At 56.4% G+C, this 19,599-nt stretch carries 15 protein-coding genes; 7 read left to right on the top strand and 8 right to left on the bottom strand.

The genetic code is table 11. From position 1 onward, the window contains the following. Positions 1–199: 199 nt before the first annotated feature. The 6 genes from carA to folA all read left to right on the top strand — a co-directional run bounded on the left by carA (position 200) and on the right by folA (position 8,050). The gene (carA, locus tag AC0TNG_RS13875) at positions 200–1,348 is read left to right on the top strand and encodes a glutamine-hydrolyzing carbamoyl-phosphate synthase small subunit (RefSeq protein ID WP_473712545.1); all 1,149 of its coding nucleotides are present in this window, start codon (positions 200–202) and stop codon (positions 1,346–1,348) included. 18 nt (positions 1,349–1,366) lie between these two features. Beyond that, a complete protein-coding gene (gene carB, locus AC0TNG_RS13870; RefSeq protein ID WP_024907428.1) occupies positions 1,367–4,591 on the top strand; it encodes a carbamoyl-phosphate synthase large subunit in 3,225 nt (1,074 codons plus the stop codon). A gap of 139 nt (positions 4,592–4,730) precedes the next feature. Then, a complete protein-coding gene (locus AC0TNG_RS13865) occupies positions 4,731–4,964 on the top strand; it encodes a YgdI/YgdR family lipoprotein (protein ID WP_023310357.1) in 234 nt (77 codons plus the stop codon). 103 nt (positions 4,965–5,067) lie between these two features. Continuing rightward, complete coding sequence (kefF, locus tag AC0TNG_RS13860) at positions 5,068–5,598, top strand: glutathione-regulated potassium-efflux system oxidoreductase KefF (protein WP_048989668.1); 531 nt, start codon at positions 5,068–5,070, stop codon at positions 5,596–5,598. After that, entirely contained in the window at positions 5,591–7,456 is a 1,866-nt protein-coding gene (kefC, locus tag AC0TNG_RS13855) for a glutathione-regulated potassium-efflux system protein KefC (RefSeq protein ID WP_157188593.1), read from the top strand. The genes kefF and kefC overlap by 8 nt, the downstream gene beginning before the upstream one ends. Positions 7,457–7,570: 114 nt before the next feature. Continuing rightward, the gene (gene folA / locus AC0TNG_RS13850) at positions 7,571–8,050 is read left to right on the top strand and encodes a type 3 dihydrofolate reductase (protein WP_008502023.1); all 480 of its coding nucleotides are present in this window, start codon (positions 7,571–7,573) and stop codon (positions 8,048–8,050) included. A 38-nt stretch (positions 8,051–8,088) separates the two neighbouring features. On the opposite strand, the gene apaH is transcribed toward folA, so the two are convergent. From apaH to lptD, 6 genes are read right to left on the bottom strand one after another with little or no spacing between them, the layout of a single operon-like run. Further along, positions 8,089–8,937, bottom strand: a complete 849-nt coding sequence (gene apaH, locus AC0TNG_RS13845; RefSeq protein ID WP_023310360.1) for a bis(5'-nucleosyl)-tetraphosphatase (symmetrical) ApaH — start codon at positions 8,935–8,937, stop codon at positions 8,089–8,091. 4 nt (positions 8,938–8,941) lie between these two features. After that, on the bottom strand, positions 8,942–9,319 hold the full coding sequence (gene apaG / locus AC0TNG_RS13840; protein WP_024907431.1) for a Co2+/Mg2+ efflux protein ApaG: 378 nt from the start codon (positions 9,317–9,319) through the stop codon (positions 8,942–8,944). Between the two features lie 3 nt (positions 9,320–9,322). Then, positions 9,323–10,144, bottom strand: coding sequence for a 16S rRNA (adenine(1518)-N(6)/adenine(1519)-N(6))-dimethyltransferase RsmA (rsmA, locus tag AC0TNG_RS13835; RefSeq protein WP_023310362.1), 822 nt, complete (start codon positions 10,142–10,144; stop codon positions 9,323–9,325). Beyond that, the gene (gene pdxA, locus AC0TNG_RS13830; RefSeq protein ID WP_024907432.1) at positions 10,141–11,127 is read right to left on the bottom strand and encodes a 4-hydroxythreonine-4-phosphate dehydrogenase PdxA; all 987 of its coding nucleotides are present in this window, start codon (positions 11,125–11,127) and stop codon (positions 10,141–10,143) included. Before pdxA ends, rsmA begins: the two co-directional genes overlap by 4 nt. Continuing rightward, positions 11,127–12,413 carry a peptidylprolyl isomerase SurA gene (surA, locus tag AC0TNG_RS13825; RefSeq protein ID WP_473712544.1) on the bottom strand — a complete coding sequence of 429 codons (1,287 nt, stop codon included), beginning with the start codon at positions 12,411–12,413 and terminating at the stop codon, positions 11,127–11,129. The genes pdxA and surA overlap by 1 nt, the downstream gene beginning before the upstream one ends. Positions 12,414–12,466: 53 nt before the next feature. After that, the gene (gene lptD, locus AC0TNG_RS13820) at positions 12,467–14,842 is read right to left on the bottom strand and encodes an LPS assembly protein LptD (protein WP_463726563.1); all 2,376 of its coding nucleotides are present in this window, start codon (positions 14,840–14,842) and stop codon (positions 12,467–12,469) included. Between the two features lie 239 nt (positions 14,843–15,081). Between lptD and djlA the strand changes: the two genes are divergently transcribed. Next, positions 15,082–15,897 (top strand): co-chaperone DjlA, encoded by an 816-nt coding sequence (gene djlA / locus AC0TNG_RS13815; RefSeq protein ID WP_008502016.1) that lies wholly within the window; start codon positions 15,082–15,084, stop codon positions 15,895–15,897. A 29-nt stretch (positions 15,898–15,926) separates the two neighbouring features. Here djlA and rluA read toward each other — a convergent pair whose 3' ends face one another. Then, positions 15,927–16,586, bottom strand: a complete 660-nt coding sequence (gene rluA, locus AC0TNG_RS13810; protein WP_463726564.1) for a bifunctional tRNA pseudouridine(32) synthase/23S rRNA pseudouridine(746) synthase RluA — start codon at positions 16,584–16,586, stop codon at positions 15,927–15,929. 12 nt (positions 16,587–16,598) lie between these two features. Further along, complete coding sequence (rapA, locus tag AC0TNG_RS13805; RefSeq protein ID WP_473712543.1) at positions 16,599–19,505, bottom strand: RNA polymerase-associated protein RapA; 2,907 nt, start codon at positions 19,503–19,505, stop codon at positions 16,599–16,601. Between the last annotated feature and the right edge of the window lie 94 nt (positions 19,506–19,599).

The raw sequence follows: 19,599 nt of genomic DNA, 5'->3' as shown, positions 1-19,599 counted from the left end.
TTGTCGCTTAAGCTTCACTCACCTCGTCAGATACGCAAAAGACTAAACAAAATATCGGTTTTAAGTTGACTTTTACCCACCAAATCTCCAGAATGCCGCCGTTTGCCAAAAATCCGCTGGCAACACATTTGCATTGATCCATGACATGGTTATGAATTAATATGCAAATAAAGTGAGTGAATATTCTCTGGAGGGTGTTTTGATTAAGTCAGCGCTATTGGTTCTGGAAGACGGAACCCAGTTTATCGGTCGGGCCATAGGGGCAACGGGTTCGGCGGTTGGGGAAGTCGTTTTCAATACTTCAATGACCGGTTATCAAGAAATCCTCACTGATCCTTCCTATTCTCGCCAAATCGTTACTCTTACTTATCCTCATATCGGCAATGTCGGCTCCAATGCGGCTGACGAAGAATCCTCTCAGGTACATGCGCAAGGCCTTGTCATTCGTGACCTGCCGCTGATTGCCAGCAACTTCCGCAATACCGAAGACCTCTCTTCTTACCTGAAGCGCCATAACATCGTGGCGATTGCCGATATCGATACCCGTAAGTTAACGCGTCTGCTGCGCGAGAAGGGTGCACAGAACGGCTGCATCATCGCGGGTGATAACCTCGATGCGACGCTGGCGCTGGAAAAAGCGAAAGCCTTCCCGGGCCTGAACGGCATGGACCTGGCGAAAGAAGTAACTACCGCAGAAGCCTACAGCTGGACTCAGGGTAGCTGGACGCTGGAAGGCGACCTGCCGGAAGCGAAAAAAGAGAGCGAGCTGCCGTTCCACGTGGTGGCCTACGATTTCGGCGCCAAGCGCAACATCCTGCGCATGCTGGTTGACCGCGGCTGCCGCCTGACGGTGGTGCCGGCACAAACGTCTGCTGAAGACGTACTGAAGATGAATCCGGACGGTATTTTCCTGTCCAACGGCCCTGGCGACCCGGCGCCGTGCGATTACGCCATCGCTGCCATCAAGTCCTTCCTGGAAACCGACATCCCGGTATTCGGCATTTGCCTCGGACATCAGCTGCTGGCGCTGGCGAGCGGTGCGAACACCGTTAAGATGAAGTTCGGCCACCACGGTGGTAACCACCCGGTGAAAGACACCGATAACAACACGGTGATGATCACCGCGCAGAACCACGGCTTTGCCGTCGATGAAGCCTCAATGCCGGCTAACCTGCGCGTGACCCACAAGTCGCTGTTCGATGGCACCCTGCAGGGCATCCACCGTACCGATAAGCCAGCGTTCAGCTTCCAGGGCCACCCGGAAGCCAGCCCGGGCCCACACGACGCCGCGCCGCTGTTCGATCACTTCATCGAACTTATCGAGCAATACCGTAAGACCGCTAAATAATCAGGAGCCGAGAAGACAATGCCAAAACGTACAGACATAAAAAGCATCCTGATCCTTGGCGCTGGCCCAATCGTGATCGGCCAGGCCTGTGAATTCGACTACTCCGGCGCGCAGGCGTGTAAAGCCCTGCGCGAAGAGGGTTACCGCGTTATCCTGGTGAACTCTAACCCGGCGACCATCATGACCGACCCGGAAATGGCTGATGCAACCTACATCGAGCCGATTCACTGGGAAGTGGTGCGTAAAATCATCGAGAAAGAGCGTCCGGACGCAGTGCTGCCAACCATGGGCGGCCAGACGGCGCTGAACTGTGCGCTGGAGCTGGAGCGTCAGGGCGTGCTGGCCGAGTTCGGCGTGACCATGATTGGTGCGACCGCCGACGCGATTGATAAAGCAGAAGACCGTCGCCGCTTCGACGTGGCGATGAAGAAAATCGGCCTCGACACCGCGCGCTCCGGTATCGCACACAACATGGAAGAAGCGCTGGCCGTTGCGGCTGACGTGGGCTATCCGTGCATCATCCGTCCATCGTTCACCATGGGCGGCACCGGCGGCGGCATCGCCTACAACCGCGAAGAGTTCGAAGAGATTTGCGAACGCGGTCTGGATCTCTCCCCAACCAAAGAGCTGCTGATTGATGAATCGCTGATTGGCTGGAAAGAGTACGAGATGGAAGTGGTGCGTGATAAAAACGACAACTGCATCATCGTCTGCTCTATCGAAAACTTCGATGCGATGGGTATCCACACCGGTGACTCCATCACCGTTGCGCCAGCTCAGACCCTGACCGACAAAGAGTATCAAATCATGCGTAACGCCTCGATGGCGGTACTGCGTGAAATCGGCGTGGAAACCGGCGGTTCTAACGTGCAGTTCTCCGTTAACCCGAAAACCGGTCGCCTGATTGTTATCGAAATGAACCCGCGCGTGTCCCGTTCCTCCGCACTGGCCTCTAAAGCGACCGGCTTCCCGATTGCGAAAGTGGCGGCGAAGCTGGCGGTGGGCTACACCCTCGACGAGTTGATGAACGACATCACCGGTGGCCGCACGCCTGCGTCCTTCGAGCCGTCCATCGACTACGTTGTCACCAAAATTCCACGCTTCAACTTCGAGAAATTTGCAGGCGCGAACGACCGTCTGACCACCCAGATGAAATCTGTCGGTGAAGTGATGGCGATTGGCCGCACGCAGCAGGAATCCCTGCAGAAAGCGCTGCGCGGTCTCGAAGTGGGCGCGACCGGCTTCGACCCGAAAGTGAGCCTGGACGACCCGGAAGCGCTGACGAAAATCCGCCGCGAGCTGAAGGACGCGGGCGCAGAGCGTATCTGGTACATCGCCGATGCCTTCCGTGCGGGCCTGTCCGTCGACGGCGTGTTCAACCTGACCAACATCGACCGCTGGTTCCTGGTGCAGATTGAAGAGCTGGTGCGTCTGGAAGAGCAGGTGGCTGAGCTGGGCATCACCGGCCTGGACGCTGACTTCCTGCGCGTGCTGAAGCGTAAAGGCTTCGCCGATGCGCGTCTGGCTAAGCTGGCGGGCGTGCGTGAAGCGGAAATCCGCAAGCTGCGCGACCAGTATGACCTGCACCCGGTCTACAAGCGCGTGGACACCTGCGCGGCAGAATTCTCGACCGACACCGCCTACATGTACTCCACCTATGAAGACGAGTGCGAAGCGAACCCGTCCGTCGACCGCGACAAGATTATGGTGCTGGGCGGCGGTCCAAACCGTATCGGCCAGGGTATTGAGTTCGACTACTGCTGCGTGCACGCCTCCCTGGCGCTGCGTGAAGACGGTTACGAGACCATCATGGTCAACTGTAACCCGGAAACCGTATCGACCGACTACGACACCTCTGACCGCCTCTACTTCGAGCCGGTAACCCTGGAAGACGTGCTGGAAATCGTGCGCATCGAGAAGCCAAAAGGCGTTATCGTGCAGTACGGCGGCCAGACCCCGCTGAAGCTGGCGCGCGCGCTGGAAGCTGCAGGCGTGCCGGTTATTGGTACCAGCCCGGATGCGATTGACCGTGCGGAAGACCGTGAGCGTTTCCAGCAGGCGGTTGACCGTCTGAAGCTGAAACAGCCGGCGAACGCCACCGTCACCGCCATTGAGATGGCCGTTGAGAAGGCGAAAGAGATTGGCTACCCGCTGGTGGTGCGTCCTTCGTACGTACTGGGCGGCCGCGCGATGGAAATCGTGTATGACGAAGCCGACCTGCGCCGCTACTTCCAGACCGCGGTAAGCGTGTCCAACGATGCGCCAGTGCTGCTCGACCGCTTCCTCGACGACGCGGTTGAAGTGGACGTGGACGCCATCTGCGACGGCGAAATGGTGCTGATTGGCGGCATCATGGAGCACATCGAGCAGGCAGGCGTACACTCCGGTGACTCAGCCTGTTCTCTGCCCGCGTACACCCTGAGCCAGGAAATCCAGGACGTGATGCGCCAGCAGGTGCAGAAGCTGGCCTTCGAGCTGCAGGTTCGCGGTCTGATGAACGTCCAGTTCGCGGTGAAAGACAACGAAGTCTACCTGATTGAAGTGAACCCGCGTGCGGCACGTACCGTCCCGTTCGTCTCCAAAGCCACCGGTGTTCCGCTGGCGAAAGTGGCGGCGCGCGTGATGGCGGGCCAGACGCTGGCGCAGCAGGGCGTGACCAAAGAGATCATCCCACCGTACTACTCGGTGAAAGAAGTGGTGCTGCCGTTCAACAAATTCCCGGGCGTTGACCCGCTGTTAGGGCCTGAAATGCGCTCTACCGGGGAAGTGATGGGCGTAGGCCGCACCTTCGCAGAAGCGTTCGCTAAGGCACAGCTGGGCAGTAGCTCCACCATGAGAAAATCCGGCCGTGCGCTGCTCTCCGTTCGTGAAGGCGACAAAGAGCGCGTGGTTGACCTGGCCGCCAAGCTGCTGAAGCAGGGCTTCGAGCTGGATGCAACCCACGGTACGGCGATTGTGCTGGGCGAAGCCGGCATCAACCCGCGTCTGGTGAACAAGGTGCATGAAGGCCGTCCGCACATTCAGGATCGTATCAAGAATGGCGAATACACCTACATCATCAACACCACCGCAGGCCGCCAGGCGATCGAAGACTCCAAGCTGATTCGCCGCAGCGCGCTGCAGTACAAAGTGCACTACGACACCACCCTGAACGGCGGTTTCGCAACGGCCATGGCGCTGAACGCGGATGCTACCGAGAAGGTGATTTCAGTGCAGGAAATGCACGCGCAGATTAGCAAGTAAGTAAAAATGCCCGGTGCCGTTCGGCTGCCGGGCATTCTCCCCATCTTCAGAACCTTCTGGTTTTTCATCCGCTTTCAGTCAGTTAGCCTAAAATCATTAGGTCGATAACGAAATTCAACTGAGAGCAGGGGAAAACACCATGCAAAATAAATTACTGATCGCTTCCGTTCTGGCTGCCACGACAATGTTTACCGTTGCGGGCTGTTCGTCCAATCAGGCCGTAAAAACCACCGATGGCAAAACCATTGTTACCGACGGAAAACCGCAGGTAGATGACGATACCGGTCTGGTGTCGTACAAAAACGCCGAAACCGGTCAAACCGAGCAGATCAACCGTGACCAGGTGAAATCGATGGGCGAGCTGGATAACTAATTCAGAATTCTGACGTAAGCCCGTCAATAATATTCACTATTAGCCTGTTGAATTACTGACTACACTCTTTTGTTAAAAGAAAGCAGTAACAACAGGCTAATCAATGATTCTGATAATTTATGCCCATCCTTATCCGCAGCACTCGCATGCGAATAAGCGGATGCTTGAGCAGGTAAGGACGCTTGATAACGTAGAGATACGTTCCCTCTATCAACTCTATCCCGATTTTAATATCGATATCGCCGCCGAACAGGAGGCGCTTTCCCGTGCCGATCTGATTATCTGGCAGCATCCCATGCAGTGGTATAGCACGCCCCCGCTCCTGAAACTGTGGATTGATAAAGTCTTCTCCCACGGCTGGGCGTATGGCCACAACGGCAATGCGCTAAAAGGGAAAAGCCTGATGTGGGCGGTCACCACCGGCGGCGGGGAAAGCCACTTTGATATCGGTTCCTTCCCGGGTTTTGACGTCCTGGCACAGCCGCTGCAGGCGACTGCGCTGTATTGCGGTCTGAACTGGCTCCCGCCGTTTGCGATGCACTGCACGTTTGTCTGCGACGATGAAACGCTGCAGGCGCAGGCTCGCCATTATAAACAACGCTTACTTGAGTGGCAGGAGGCGTACCATGGATAGCCATACGCTGATACAGGCGCTGATTTACCTCGGCGCGGCGGCGCTGATTGTGCCCGTGGCGGTACGCCTGGGGTTGGGCTCTGTTCTCGGCTACCTGATTGCGGGCTGCGTCATTGGGCCGTGGGGTTTTCGACTGGTGACGGATGCAGAGGCGATTCTCCATTTCGCTGAAATCGGCGTTGTGCTGATGCTCTTTGTGATTGGCCTGGAGCTCGATCCGCAGCGGTTGTGGAAGCTTCGCGCATCGGTATTTGGCGGTGGGGCACTGCAGATGGTGGCCTGCGGCCTGCTGCTGGGCGGGTTCTGCATCCTGCTGGGCATGGACTGGAAAGTGGCAGAGCTCATCGGCATGACCCTGGCGCTCTCCTCAACGGCCATTGCCATGCAGGCGATGAACGAACGAAATCTGACGGTATCCCAGATGGGACGTAGCGCGTTCTCGGTGCTGCTGTTCCAGGATATTGCCGCTATCCCGCTGGTGGCGATGATCCCGCTGCTGGCGGCCAGCGGTTCCTCTACCACGCTGGGCGCTTTCGCGCTGTCGGCACTGAAGGTGGCGGGCGCACTGGCGCTGGTGGTGCTGCTTGGTCGCTACGTCACCCGTCCGCTGCTGCGGTTCGTTGCCCGCTCGGGCCTGCGCGAAGTGTTCAGCGCCGTGGCGCTGTTCCTGGTGTTCGGCTTCGGTCTGCTGCTGGAAGAGGCCGGGCTGTCGATGGCGATGGGGGCGTTCCTCGCAGGCGTTCTGCTGGCGAGTTCTGAATATCGTCACGCGCTGGAAAGCGATATCGAGCCGTTCAAAGGGTTACTGCTGGGGCTGTTTTTCATTGGTGTGGGGATGTCCGTCGACTTCGGCACGCTGGTGACGCACCCGCTGCGGATCGTCATCCTGCTCGTCGGTTTCCTGATCATTAAAATGGTGATGCTGTGGCTGATTGCGCGTCCATTAAACGTGCCGACCAGGCAGCGCCGCTGGTTTGCCGTGCTGCTGGGGCAGGGGAGTGAATTTGCGTTCGTGGTCTTTGGCGCCGCGCAGATGGCAAACGTGCTCGATCCCGAGTGGGCGAAAGCGCTGACGCTGGCGGTCGCACTGTCGATGGCGGCGACGCCTGTGCTGCTGGTGGTGCTGACGCGTCTGGAAAAATCGGACAGCGAGCAGGAGCGCGAAGCCGATGAGATTGACGAGGAGCAGCCGCGCGTCATCATCGCCGGATTTGGTCGCTACGGGCAGATCGTCGGGCGTTTATTACTCTCCAGCGGCGTGAAGATGGTCATCCTCGATCACGATCCCGACCATGTCGATACTCTGCGTAAATTTGATATGAAGGTGTTTTACGGGGATGCCACCCGCGTCGATCTGCTGGAATCCGCCGGGGCGGCAAAAGCCGAGGTATTGATTAACGCCATTGACGATCCGGAGACCAGCATGCAGATGGTGGAGCTGGTTAAAGAGCATTTCCCGGCACTGACCATTATCTCTCGCGCGCGCGATGTGGATCACTATATCCGGCTGCGACAGGCGGGCGTAGACGCACCGGAGCGTGAAACGTTCGAAGGCGCGCTGAAGTCTGGCCGTATGGCGCTGGAAAACCTGGGGCTTGGCGCGTACGAAGCGCGCGAACGGGCGGACCTGTTCCGTCGCTTTAATACCGAGATGGTTGAAGAGATGGCGGCGATGGCGGGCAGTACGGCTACCGAGCGCGCGGCGGTGTTTAAACGCACCAGCGCGATGCTGACGGAAATCATTAACGAGGACCGTAACCACCTGTCGCTGATCCAGCGCCATGGCTGGCAGGGCACGGAAGAGGGCAAGCATACCGGCGATCCGGCTGACGAGCCCGAGAGTAAACCTTCCGCGTGAAGTGGAGTTGCCAGCAATATTAAAAAATTTCTTTATCTTTACCCTGCCGCCAGTCGACGAAAGATTAAGCTTTCCGTATAGTGGCGGCAATTTTTTGCATCCGGGAAATTTTCAATGATCAGTCTGATTGCAGCGCTGGCGGTGGACCGCGTTATCGGTATGGAAAATGCCATGCCGTGGAACCTGCCTGCCGATCTCGCATGGTTTAAACGTACTACGTTAAACAAGCCGGTAGTGATGGGCCGCCTGACCTGGGAGTCGATTGGTCGTCCATTGCCGGGCCGTAAGAATATCGTTATCAGCAGCCAGCCAGGCACTGACGATCGCGTCGAATGGGTAAAATCAGTAGACGAGGCGATTGCTGCATGCGGCAATGCCGAAGAGATTATGGTGATTGGCGGTGGGCGTGTGTACGAGCAGTTCCTGCCAAAAGCGCAGAAGCTGTATCTGACCCACATTGATGCAGAAGTGGAAGGGGATACCCATTTCCCGGACTACGATCCGGACGAGTGGGAATCGGTATTCAGCGAATTCCACGACGCGGATGCACAGAACTCCCACAGCTACTGCTTCGAGATTCTGGAACGTCGTTAAGTAATTTTCCCTCTCCCGGCCGGGAGAGGGAATCATTATCAGGAGGCAACGGCCTCACTTTCTCCTAAGTCCAGCTGTCGGTTGGACGGCTGCACAAAGTAAGCTTTATCTTCCCAGCGTAAGCAGGTTAACTCCCCACCCCAGCAGCATCCGGTATCCAGACCGTAAATCCCTTCCGGCGTTCCTTTTCCTTCAAGTGCTGCCCAGTGACCAAATACCACGCTGTACTCGCTGGTCACCGGTCCCGGAATGGCAAACCACGGTTTCAGCGGGGCGGGCGCGCTTTCCGGCGTCTCTTTGGAATACATATCCAGCTGCCCGTTCGGGAAGCAGAAACGCATGCGGGTGAACGCGTTGGTGATAAAGCGCAGGCGGGCCAGACCGCTGAGATCCTCGCTCCAGTGGTTCGGCATATCGCCGTACATGGCATCAAGGAAGAAAGGATACGAGTCGCTCGCCAGCACCGCCTCAACGTCACGCGCGCAGGTTTTCGCCGTCTCAAGATCCCATTGTGGCGTGATCCCGGCATGCGCCATGACCAGCTTTTTCTCTTCGTCGATCTGCAGCAGAGGCTGACGGCGCAGCCAGTTAATCAGATCGTCAGCGTCCGGCGCATCCAGCAGTGGGGTGAGGCGATCTTTAGGCTTGTTGCGGCTGATCCCGGCGAAAACCGCCAGCAGATGCAGATCGTGATTACCCAGCACCATGCGCACGCTGTCGCCCAGCGATTTGACGAAACGTAATACTTCAAGGGAGCCGGGGCCACGCGCAACTAAATCGCCCGTCAGCCAGAGCGTGTCCTGTCCTGGCGTAAAGTCGACCTGTTTTAACAATGCGATCAGTTCATCGTAGCAACCGTGAACGTCGCCAATCAGATATGTAGACATTAGATTAATGAATGAGTGTAGTAACGGCGAGACGGAACACAGGAATGGCAACGCGGAATCCGTTGCCATCGACGTCGACCATTTCATAATGGCCTTGCATGGTACCCATCGGCGTTTCAATTACCGCGCCGCTGGTGTACTGGTACTCTTCGCCAGGGGCGATGTGGGGCTGTTCACCGACCACACCTTCGCCCTGAACTTCAATTTCGCGGCCATTGCCGTTAGTGATAAGCCAGTAGCGCCCGCGCAGCTGCACGGGCATCCGCCCCAGATTGCGAATGGTCACGGTATAAGCGAAAACAAAACGATCTTCGTCCGGAGAGGACTGTGATTCAACATAGACGCTTTGTACATGGACACATACGCGGGGCGAATCAATCATGGCTTAACTCTCCTTCGGCGGCGCATTATCGCTGATGTAATTAGCCAGCTTGCAGTACTGCTCTACGGAAATATTCTCCGCACGCATTGCCGGGTCGATCCCCAGCTCGGCTAACACCTCTACGGTAAACGAATTGCTCAGGCTGTTACGGATCGTTTTACGGCGCTGGTTAAAGGCTTCTGTGGTAATGCGGCTCAGTACGCGCAGATCTTTAACCGGATACGGTTTCGTCTTGTGCGGCACAAGGCGCACAACCGCTGAATCCACTTTCGGTGGTGGTGTGAACGCTGACGGCGGTACTTCGAGTACCGGGATCACGTTGCAGTAATATTGTGCCATCACGCTTAAACGACCATACGCTTTACTGTTCGGGCCTGCAACCAGACGGTTAACAACCTCTTTTTGCAACATGAAGTGCATGTCGGCAATGGCATCAGTATAGCTAAAGAGGTGGAACATGAGCGGCGTGGAGATGTTGTACGGCAGGTTGCCGAAAACGCGCAGCGGCTGGCCCATTTTTTCCGACAGTTCGCCAAAGTTCATGGTCATGGCATCCTGCTGATAGATGGTCAGCTTCGGCCCGAGGAACGGGTGCGTTTGCAGGCGTGCGGCCAGATCGCGGTCCAGTTCGATGACGGTCAGTTCGTCGAGGCGTTCGCCTACCGGTTCGGTCAGTGCAGCAAGGCCTGGGCCGATTTCGACCATCGCCTGGCCTTTTTGCGGATTAATAGCCGAGACAATGCTTTCGATCACGAACTGATCGTTAAGGAAGTTTTGCCCGAAACGTTTACGGGCTAAGTGGCCCTGATGGACTCGATTAGTCATTGAGTATTAACAATCATTTTGATGGCGAGATTAAGCGCCGTAATAAAACTGCCGACATCCGCCTTCCCCTGGCCTGCCAGATCAAGCGCAGTACCGTGGTCAACGGACGTTCGAATAAAAGGTAAACCGAGGGTGATATTCACCCCGCGGCCAAAGCCCTGGTATTTTAGCACGGGCAGGCCCTGATCGTGGTACATCGCGAGCACGGCGTCGGCATTATCCAGGTATTTCGGCTGGAAAAGGGTATCAGCAGGCAGCGGACCGCTGAGGTTCATTCCCTTCGCCCGCATTTCGTTGAGTACCGGAATGATGGTATCGATCTCTTCGGTGCCCATGTGCCCGCCTTCGCCCGCGTGCGGATTCAGGCCGCAAACCAGCACATGCGGCTGCGGGATCCCAAATTTTGTCTGCAGATCGTGATGCAAAATCCCGATGATCTCACGCAGGAGATCGGGGGTGATCGCATCCGGAATCGCTTTGATCGGCAGATGGGTAGTCACCAGGGCAACGCGCATCGCTTCGGTCGCCAGCATCATCACCACTTTCGGACTGTGCGAGCGCTCTTCGAAGAACTCCGTATGCCCGGTAAATGGTATGCCCGCTTCGTTGATCACGCCTTTGTGAACGGGGCCGGTAATCAGAGCGGCAAATTCGCCCTTCAGGCAACCGTCGCAGGCGCGCGCAAGGGTTTCAACGACATAGTGGCCGTTTTCCGTGCTGAGCTGACCCGGAATGACCGGCGTTCGAAGGGGAACAGAGAGAAGGGTAAGCGTACCGGCTTGCTGTGGTGCAGGCTGTTGGCCTTCAACGTAAGGGATGAGCGTTAAAGGCAGACCGAGCAGTGTTGCCCGGTCTTGTAACAGTGTTGCATCGGCGCAGACAACCAGTTCTACCGGCCAGCTGAGCTGGGCGAGCTGGACAACGAGGTCAGGCCCAATCCCGGCGGGTTCGCCGGGCGTGATAACAACACGATGCTGTTTCATTAGTTGCTCAGCACTTTCACGTAAGCACTGGCGCGTTGTTCCTGCATCCAGGTGGCTGCTTCTTCAGAGAACTTACGGTTAAACAGCATACGGTAGGCTCTGTCTTTCTGTGCCGCATCCGTTTTATCAACGTTACGGGTGTCCATCAGCTCGATCAGATGCCAGCCAAACGAAGAGTGGACCGGCGTGCTGATCTGGCCTTTGTTCAGCTTCATCAACGCGTCACGGAAGGCAGGATCGTAAATATCCGCAGCCGCCCAGCCCAGATCGCCGCCCTGGTTAGCAGAGCCAGGATCCTGAGAGAACTCTTTTGCGGCCTTCGCAAACGAGGTTTTACCGCTCTTAATGTCTGCAGCGATCTGTTCCAGCTTCGCACGCGCCTGATCGTCAGTCATGACCGGTGACGGTTTCAGCAGAATGTGGCGAGCGTGAACTTCGGTGACGGAGATATTTTGGCTCTGGCCGCGCAGATCGTTCACCTTCAGAATGTGGAAGCCCACGCCTGAACGGATAGGACCGACGATATCCCCTTTCTTCGCCGTGCTCAGCGCCTGGGCAAAGATGGATGGCAGCTCCTGAATACGTCCCCAGCCCATCTGGCCGCCTTTCAGCGCCTGTTGGTCAGCGGAGTAGGTGATGGCCAGCTTGCCAAAGTCGCCGCCGTTACGCGCCTGTTCAACAATAGAACGCGCCTGGCTTTCTGCTTCCGCAGCCTGATCGGACGTTGGGTTCTCTGGCAGTGGAATCAAAATGTGGCTCAGATTCAGCTCTGTGCTCGCATCGTTCTGGTTACCCACCTGTTTTGCCAGCGCGTCCACTTCCTGAGGCAGGATAGTGACGCGGCGACGCACTTCGTTGTTACGTACTTCTGAAATCAGCATCTCTTTACGGATCTGATTACGGTAGGTGGCGTAGCTGATGCCGTCATAGGCCAGACGGCTGCGCATCTGATCTAAAGACATATTGTTCTGCTTCGCGATGTTAGCGATCGCCTGATCGAGCTGCTCGTCAGTGACCTTCACACCCATTTTCTGCCCCATCTGCAGAACGATCTGATCCATGATCAGACGCTCCAGGATCTGGTGGCGCAGCGTGGCGTCATCCGGAAGCTGTTGACCGGCTTCGCCCGAATTGAGCTTCACCGATTTCATCAGACCGTCAACGTCACTTTCAAGCACGACGCCGTTGTTAACCACAGCAGCGACTTTATCAACAACCTGGGGGGCCGCGAAGCTGGTATTCGCAACCATAGCGACACCGAGCAGCAGCGTTTTCCAGTTCTTCATACTTTTTCCATTTCAATTAACCGCAAAGCGGATTACGTTGCAAATCAAGCACATTACAAGGAAGTACGGTATGGCAGAATATTCGAGCGCAGCATTTTCTGCGTACCCAGACCGTAGTTGGAACTCAGGCCGCGTAGCTCGAAGTTAAAGCCAATCACGTTATCGTATTTGCTCTGATTGTTTTCCCAGCCGTTAAGCTTACGTTCGTAACCGACACGCAGCGCGTAGCAGCAGGAGTTATATTGCAGACCCACCATCTGGTCAGCTGCTTTATGAGTGTTGGTGTCAAAGTAATAAGCGCCAACGACTGACCAGCGATCGGCGATTGGCCAGCTTGCTGCTGCACCGACCTGAGAAATACCATCCGAATATTGTGGCGATTTCCAGTAGTTGATGCTGTTCTGATCATTGCTTTTCGGTAGCGTTGCCTGAATATATTCTGGGCTAGCGTAACGATAGCTTACCTGAATCATACGATCTTCATCGCGACGATACTCTATGGCCGCACTACTGTTAGCAACATTGTCGAGACGCGTGTCATACTGCACACCGCCACGCAGGCCCCAACGGTCAGTCATACGCCAGTAGGTATCTCCCGCCCACACTATCGATCCCGTTTTGTTGTCTTTCTCCCACTGAATATTGTCATCGCCCGTGCGAGACTCGGTGAAATAGTAGATTTGACCAACAGAAACGTTAAAACGTTCAACGGCGGCATCATCATAAACACGTGTTGTGACGCCGGTCGTTAACTGGTTCGCTGAGGCGATGCGGTCCAGACCGCCGTAAGTACGGTCGCGGAACAGACCGCTGTAGTCAGACTGCAGTAAAGAGGAGTCGTAGTTCTGAATGTTGCTCTGATCGCGGTATGGCACGTACAAATACTGCATACGCGGTTCAAGCGTCTGGGTATACCCATCCGCCAGCAGGGCCATATCACGCTCGAAGATCAGCTTGCCGTCCATTTTAAACTGAGGGAGCGTTCGGTTAACCGACTCTTCCAGATGCGCACTGTTAGTTGCGTTGTAATTGTCGATATTTTTTTGCTGATAGTGAGTTGCCATCAGCTTGGCTTCGGTATTCAGGCTTGCCCAGTCGTTAGACCATGGCAGATTGATCGTCGGTTCCAGGTGAACACGCGTGGCTTCAGGCATGTTCGAATCCGTGTTCACGAAATGCACCGCCTGAGCGTAAACCCGTGTGTCGAATGGACCTACATCATTCTGGTACCAGTTGACGTCCAGCTGTGGCTCAGCGCCATAGGTAGGCGTGGACTGGTCAGAAAACACCTGGAATTTCTTGGTCGAGACGGTTGCATCAAAGTTCTGCACCGCATAGCCTACGCTGAATTTCTGCGTGGCATAGCCATCGGTACTCGAGCCGTATTTGGACGAGAAGTCATTAAAATAAGCCGAATCGCTGACTTTGGTGTAGTCAACATTAAAGCGCCACACCTGATCCATTACCCCGGAATGCTGCCAGTAGAACAGCCAACGGTGACGGTTATCACCCGAGACGTTTCTGGCGTCGTCCTTGTAAACGTTATCCGACGGCAGATAATCCAGCTCCATAAGACCCGCACCGGCGTGTGTCAGATAGCGGAACTCGTTCTCCCACATGATGTTGCCGCGCTTGTGGATATAGTGCGGCGTGATCGTCGCATCCATGTTTGGCGCGATGTTCCAGTAATACGGCAGGTAGAACTCAAAGTAGTTCGTGGTGCTGTATTTGGCATTTGGGATCAGGAAGCCGGAGCGACGTTTGTCACCCACGGGAAGCTGCAGATAAGGGCTGTAGAATATGGGCACTGGACCCAGTTTGAAGCGGGCGTTCCAGATCTCTGCGACCTGTTCTTCGCGGTCATGGATAACCTCGCTTCCGACCACGCTCCAGGTATTTGAACCCGGCAGACACGACGTGAATGTACCATTTTCCAGGATCGTATAGCGGTTTTCGCCGCGCTGTTTCATCAGGTCTGCGTCACCGCGCCCCTGGCGACCCACCATCTGGTAATCACCTTCCCAGACGTTAGTATCTTTAGTATTCAGGTTTGACCAGGCTTTCGGACCTTTCAGGATGACCTGATTGTCGTCATAGTGCACATTACCCAGCGCATCCACCGTTCGTACCGGCTCGGCCGCACCTTCCGGCTGCTTCTGGTGCAATTGCACTTCATCTGCCTGCAGGCGGCTATTACCCTGGTTAATATCCACATTGCCCGTAAACGTGGCATTGTCAGGGTAAGTCCCTTTCGAACTGTCGGCAGTAATGGTTACCGGCAAGCTATTTGTATCGCCACTCACCAGTGGGCGATTATAACTTGGGACGCCAAGCATACACTGCGAGGCGAGATCGGCCGCCAGCCCCTGTTGACTATACAGGGCGGAGCCAATCATTGTGGCCAGAAGGGTGGGGATACGTTTTTTCATACGTTGTATTTTATTGTTCCGTCATCAGTGGCTACGGCTTACAAACGCTCAGAGACTATCTTACTCATCTGCGCAGTACCAGCGTTAATCCTGCCCGTTTGCGTGCCAGAGTGTTAGGCTCGCTATCGAATGACGAGTATGATAAAGCAAATTATAGGCGATGTCCTTCAATTGACCGTGACTTGAACACAGTGATGATGACGTTGCGTCGGCCAGGAATATGACTATCCGGGGAGTATATGCAGTATTGGGGTAAAATAATCGGCGTTGCGTTCGCCATCATCATGGGTGCCGGGTTCTGGGGGATTGTGCTTGGGCTTATTATCGGCCATATGTTTGATAAGGCGCGCAGCCGCAAAATGGCCTGGTTTGCCAATCAGCGCGAGCGTCAGTCACTCTTTTTCTCCACCACCTTTGAGGTAATGGGGCACTTAACCAAATCCAAAGGGCGTGTCACAGAAGCCGATATTCAGATTGCCAGCGTTTTTATGGATCGTATGAACCTGCATGGCGATTCCCGTCTGGAAGCGCAAAATGCGTTTCGCATCGGTAAATCGGATAACTATCCGCTTCGCGAAAAAATGCGTCAGTTCCGCAGCATCTGTTTTGGACGTTTTGATTTAATTCGGATGTTTCTGGAAATTCAAATCCAGGCGGCCTTCGCCGACGGTTCACTTCACCCTAATGAACGTGATGTGCTGTACGTCATTGCGGAAGAGCTGGGCATCTCCCGTATGCAGTTCGACCAGTTCCTGCGCATGATGCAGGGCGGGGCGCAGTTTGGCGGCGGCTATCACCAGCAGTCGTCCGGCGGTGCCTGGCAGCAGGCGCAGCGTGGACCGACGCTGGAAGATGCCTGCAACGTGCTTGGCGTAAAGCCCTCTGACGATCAGACCACGATTAAACGTGCCTACCGTAAGCTCATGAGCGAGCATCATCCGGACAAACTGGTCGCGAAAGGCCTGCCGCCAGAAATGATGGAGATGGCGAAGCAAAAAGCGCAGGAAATCCAGAAGGCGTACGAGCTCATTAAAGAGAAGAAAGGTTTCAAATAAGAAAAAGCCCGACGGTGTCGGGCTTTTTTTTAGAAGTCCACTGGGGCTTTAAACGTCATCGCGTTACCGAAGGCCGGATGGGTGATGGTGAGCGTCTGCGCGTGCAGCTGCAGACGTGGCGCTAAGGCCAGCGCTTCAGGCGGCGCGTAGAAGCGGTCGCCCAGAATCGGATGACCCAGAGCGAGCATATGCACGCGCAGCTGGTGTGAACGTCCGGTAATCGGTTTAAGCAGGACGCGCGCGGTATTATCCGGCGCATACTCCAGCACTTCATACTCGGTCTGCGCGGCCTTGCCGGTTTCGTTGCACACCTTCTGCTTTGGCCGGTTCGGCCAGTCGCAGATCAGCGGTAAATCCACCAGCCCTTCCGCCTGCGCGGGGTGGCCCCAGACGCGGGCGACATACTGCTTTTTCGGCTCGCGCTCGCGGAACTGGCGTTTTAACTCGCGTTCCGCCGCCTTATTTAACGCCACCACAATCACGCCGCTGGTGGCCATGTCCAGGCGATGGACAGACTCCGCCTGCGGATAATCGCGCTGAATGCGCGTCATCACGCTGTCTTTGTGCTCGTCCAGACGCCCCGGCACGGACAACAGGCCGCTGGGCTTGTTGACCACCATAATGTGTTCATCCTGATACAGAATGACCAGCCAGGGATCCTGCGGCGGATTGTAAGGCTCCATCACCATCTTGCGCTCCGTTTACTGATGCGTCACAACGATAAGACGCAGGGCATCCAGACGCCAGCTCGCCTGATTCAGGCTTTCCAGCACCTGCTGACGGTTACTTTCAATCGCCGCCAGCTCGTCGTCACGAATGTTCGGGTTGACGGCTTTTAACGCTTCCAGACGCGACAGCTCCGCAGACAGTTTCTCATCGGCTTCACTACGCGCAGCGTCAATCAGCGCTCTGGCCGCTTTCTCAATCTGGGTTTCGCCCAGTTGCAGAATAGCGTGCACGTCCTGCTGGACCGCGTTAACCAGCTTGCTGCCGGTATGGCGGTTCACCGCGCTCAGCTGTCGGTTGAAGCTTTCGAACTCGACCTGTCCGGCCAGGTTCGTGCCGTTTTTGTCCAACAGCAGGCGGACCGGCGTTGGCGGCAGGAAGCGGGTGAGCTGCAGCTGTTTCGGCGCCTGCGCTTCCACAACGTAGATCAGCTCTACCAGCAGGGTGCCGACAGGCAGCGCCTTGTTTTTCAACAGGGAGATGGTGCTGCTGCCGGTATCGCCGGAGAGGATCAGGTCCAGACCGTTACGGATCAGCGGGTGTTCCCAGGTGATAAACTGGGCATCTTCGCGGGACAGCGCCACGTCACGCTCGAAGGTGATGGTACAGCCATCTTCCGGCAGGCCCGGGAAATCCGGTACCAGCATGTGATCGGACGGGGTCAGGACTATCAGGTTCTCACCACGATCGTCCTGGTTGATGCCAACGATATCGAACAGGTTCATCGAGAAGCTAATCAGGCTGGTGTCGTCATCCTGCTCTTCGATGCTTTCTGCCAGCGCCTGCGCTTTCTCGCCACCGTTGGAATGGATCTCCAGCAGGCGATCGCGACCCTGTTCCAGCTGCGCTTTCAGCGCGTCGTGCTTCTCACGACAGGATTTAATCAGATCGTCAAAGCCGTCGGTGTTTTCCGGCGCGGCCAGGTAGCCGATCAGATCGCCATGCACCTGATCGTAAATGGTGCGGCCCGTCGGGCAGGTATGTTCAAACGCATCCAGACCTTCGTGGAACCAGCGCACCAGCACGGACTGAGCCGTTTTTTCCAGATACGGCACGTGGATCTGAATATCATGGGCCTGACCGATACGGTCCAGACGGCCGATACGCTGCTCGAGCAGATCCGGGTTGAACGGCAGATCGAACATCACCAGGTTGCTGGCGAACTGGAAGTTACGGCCTTCGGAGCCGATTTCCGAGCACAGCAGAACCTGCGCGCCGCTGTCCTCTTCGCCAAACCACGCCGCGGCACGGTCGCGTTCAACGATGGACATGCCTTCGTGGAACACGGCGGCGCGAATACCTTCACGCTCGCGCAGGACCTGCTCCAGCTGCAGCGCGGTGGCTGCTTTGGCGCAGATCACCAGCACTTTCTGGGAGCGGTGTGCAGTCAGGTAGCCCATCAGCCACTCCACGCGCGGATCGAAGTTCCACCAGGTGCCGGTATCGCCTTCGAACTCCTGGTAGATTTGCTCCGGATAAAGCATGTCGCGGGCGCGCTCTTCCTGAGTTTTGCGCGCGCCCATAATGCCGGAGACTTTAATCGCCGTCTGATACTGCGTCGGCAGCGGCAGTTTAATGGTGTGCAGTTCGCGTTTCGGGAACCCTTTCACGCCGTTACGGGTGTTACGGAACAGCACGCGGCTGGTGCCGTGGCGATCCATCAACATGTCGATCAGCTCTTTACGCGCGGATTCCGCGTTGTCGCTCTCGCTGTTCGCGGCCTGCAAAAGCGGCTCGATATCCTGCTCGCCGATCAGATCGCTCAGGGTGTTGAGTTCGTCATTAGAAAGACGCTTGCCCGCCAGCAGCAGGGCGACGGCATCCGCCACCGGACGGTAGTTATTCTGTTCTTCCACGAACTGCGCAAAGTCGTGGAAACGGTTTGGATCGAGCAGGCGCAGACGGGCAAAGTGGCTTTCCAGCCCCAGTTGCTCCGGCGTTGCGGTCAGCAGCAGGACACCTGGCACGCGTTCGGCAAGCTGCTCGATAGCCATATATTCGCGGCTCGGCGCATCTTCGCTCCAGACCAGGTGGTGAGCTTCGTCGACCACCATCAGGTCCCATTCAGCATCGCACAGATGCTCAAGGCGCTGCTTGCTGCGGCGCACGAAGTCCAGGGAGCAAATCACCAGCTGTTCGGTTTCAAACGGGTTGTCCGCATCGTGCTGCGCTTCGGCATAGCGCTCATCGTCAAACAGGGAGAAGCGCAGGTTAAAACGACGCAGCATTTCGACCAGCCACTGGTGCTGCAGGGTTTCAGGAACCACAATCAGCACGCGCTCGGCAGCGCCGGAAAGCAGCTGTTGATGCAGGATCATGCCCGCTTCGATGGTTTTACCCAGACCCACTTCATCTGCCAGCAGCACGCGCGGCGCGTGGCGACGGCCCACGTCATGGGCGATGTTCAGCTGGTGGGGGATCAGGCTGGTGCGCTGGCCGCGCAGGCCGCTCCACGGCATGCGGTACTGTTCACTCTGGAACTTACGCGCGCGATAGCGCAGCGAGAAGCGATCCATACGGTCGATTTGCCCGGCAAACAGGCGGTCCTGCGGCTTGCTGAACACCAGCTTGCTGTCGAGCAGCACTTCACGCAGGATGACATTGGCCTCGTCGGTGTCCAGACGAGTCCCGATGTAGGCGAGCAGTCCATTCTCTTCTTTTACGTCTTCAATCTTGAGCTGCCAGCCGTCATGGCTGGTCACGGTGTCACCAGGATTAAACATCACGCGGGTAACAGGGGAGTCATTGCGAGCGTACAGGCGGTTTTCACCAGTGGCAGGGAAGAGGAGGGTAACCATGCGCGCATCAACGGCAACGACGGTTCCTAATCCAAGTTCGCTTTCTGTATCGCTGATCCAGCGTTGACCAAGTGTAAAAGGCATAGTTGTTCGGCTCTAATCTTTAATTGCAGGCAATAGTTCGACCACCGTCAAAAAAGACGGTCATCGAAAAATGGGTCCGGGAATGGAAAGGGCG

It is taken from the genome of Enterobacter sp. PL_is514 (genome assembly GCF_055816715.1).
The sequence above is the reverse complement of the archived record's forward strand: the minus strand, read 5'-3'. Positions and strand labels throughout refer to the sequence as shown.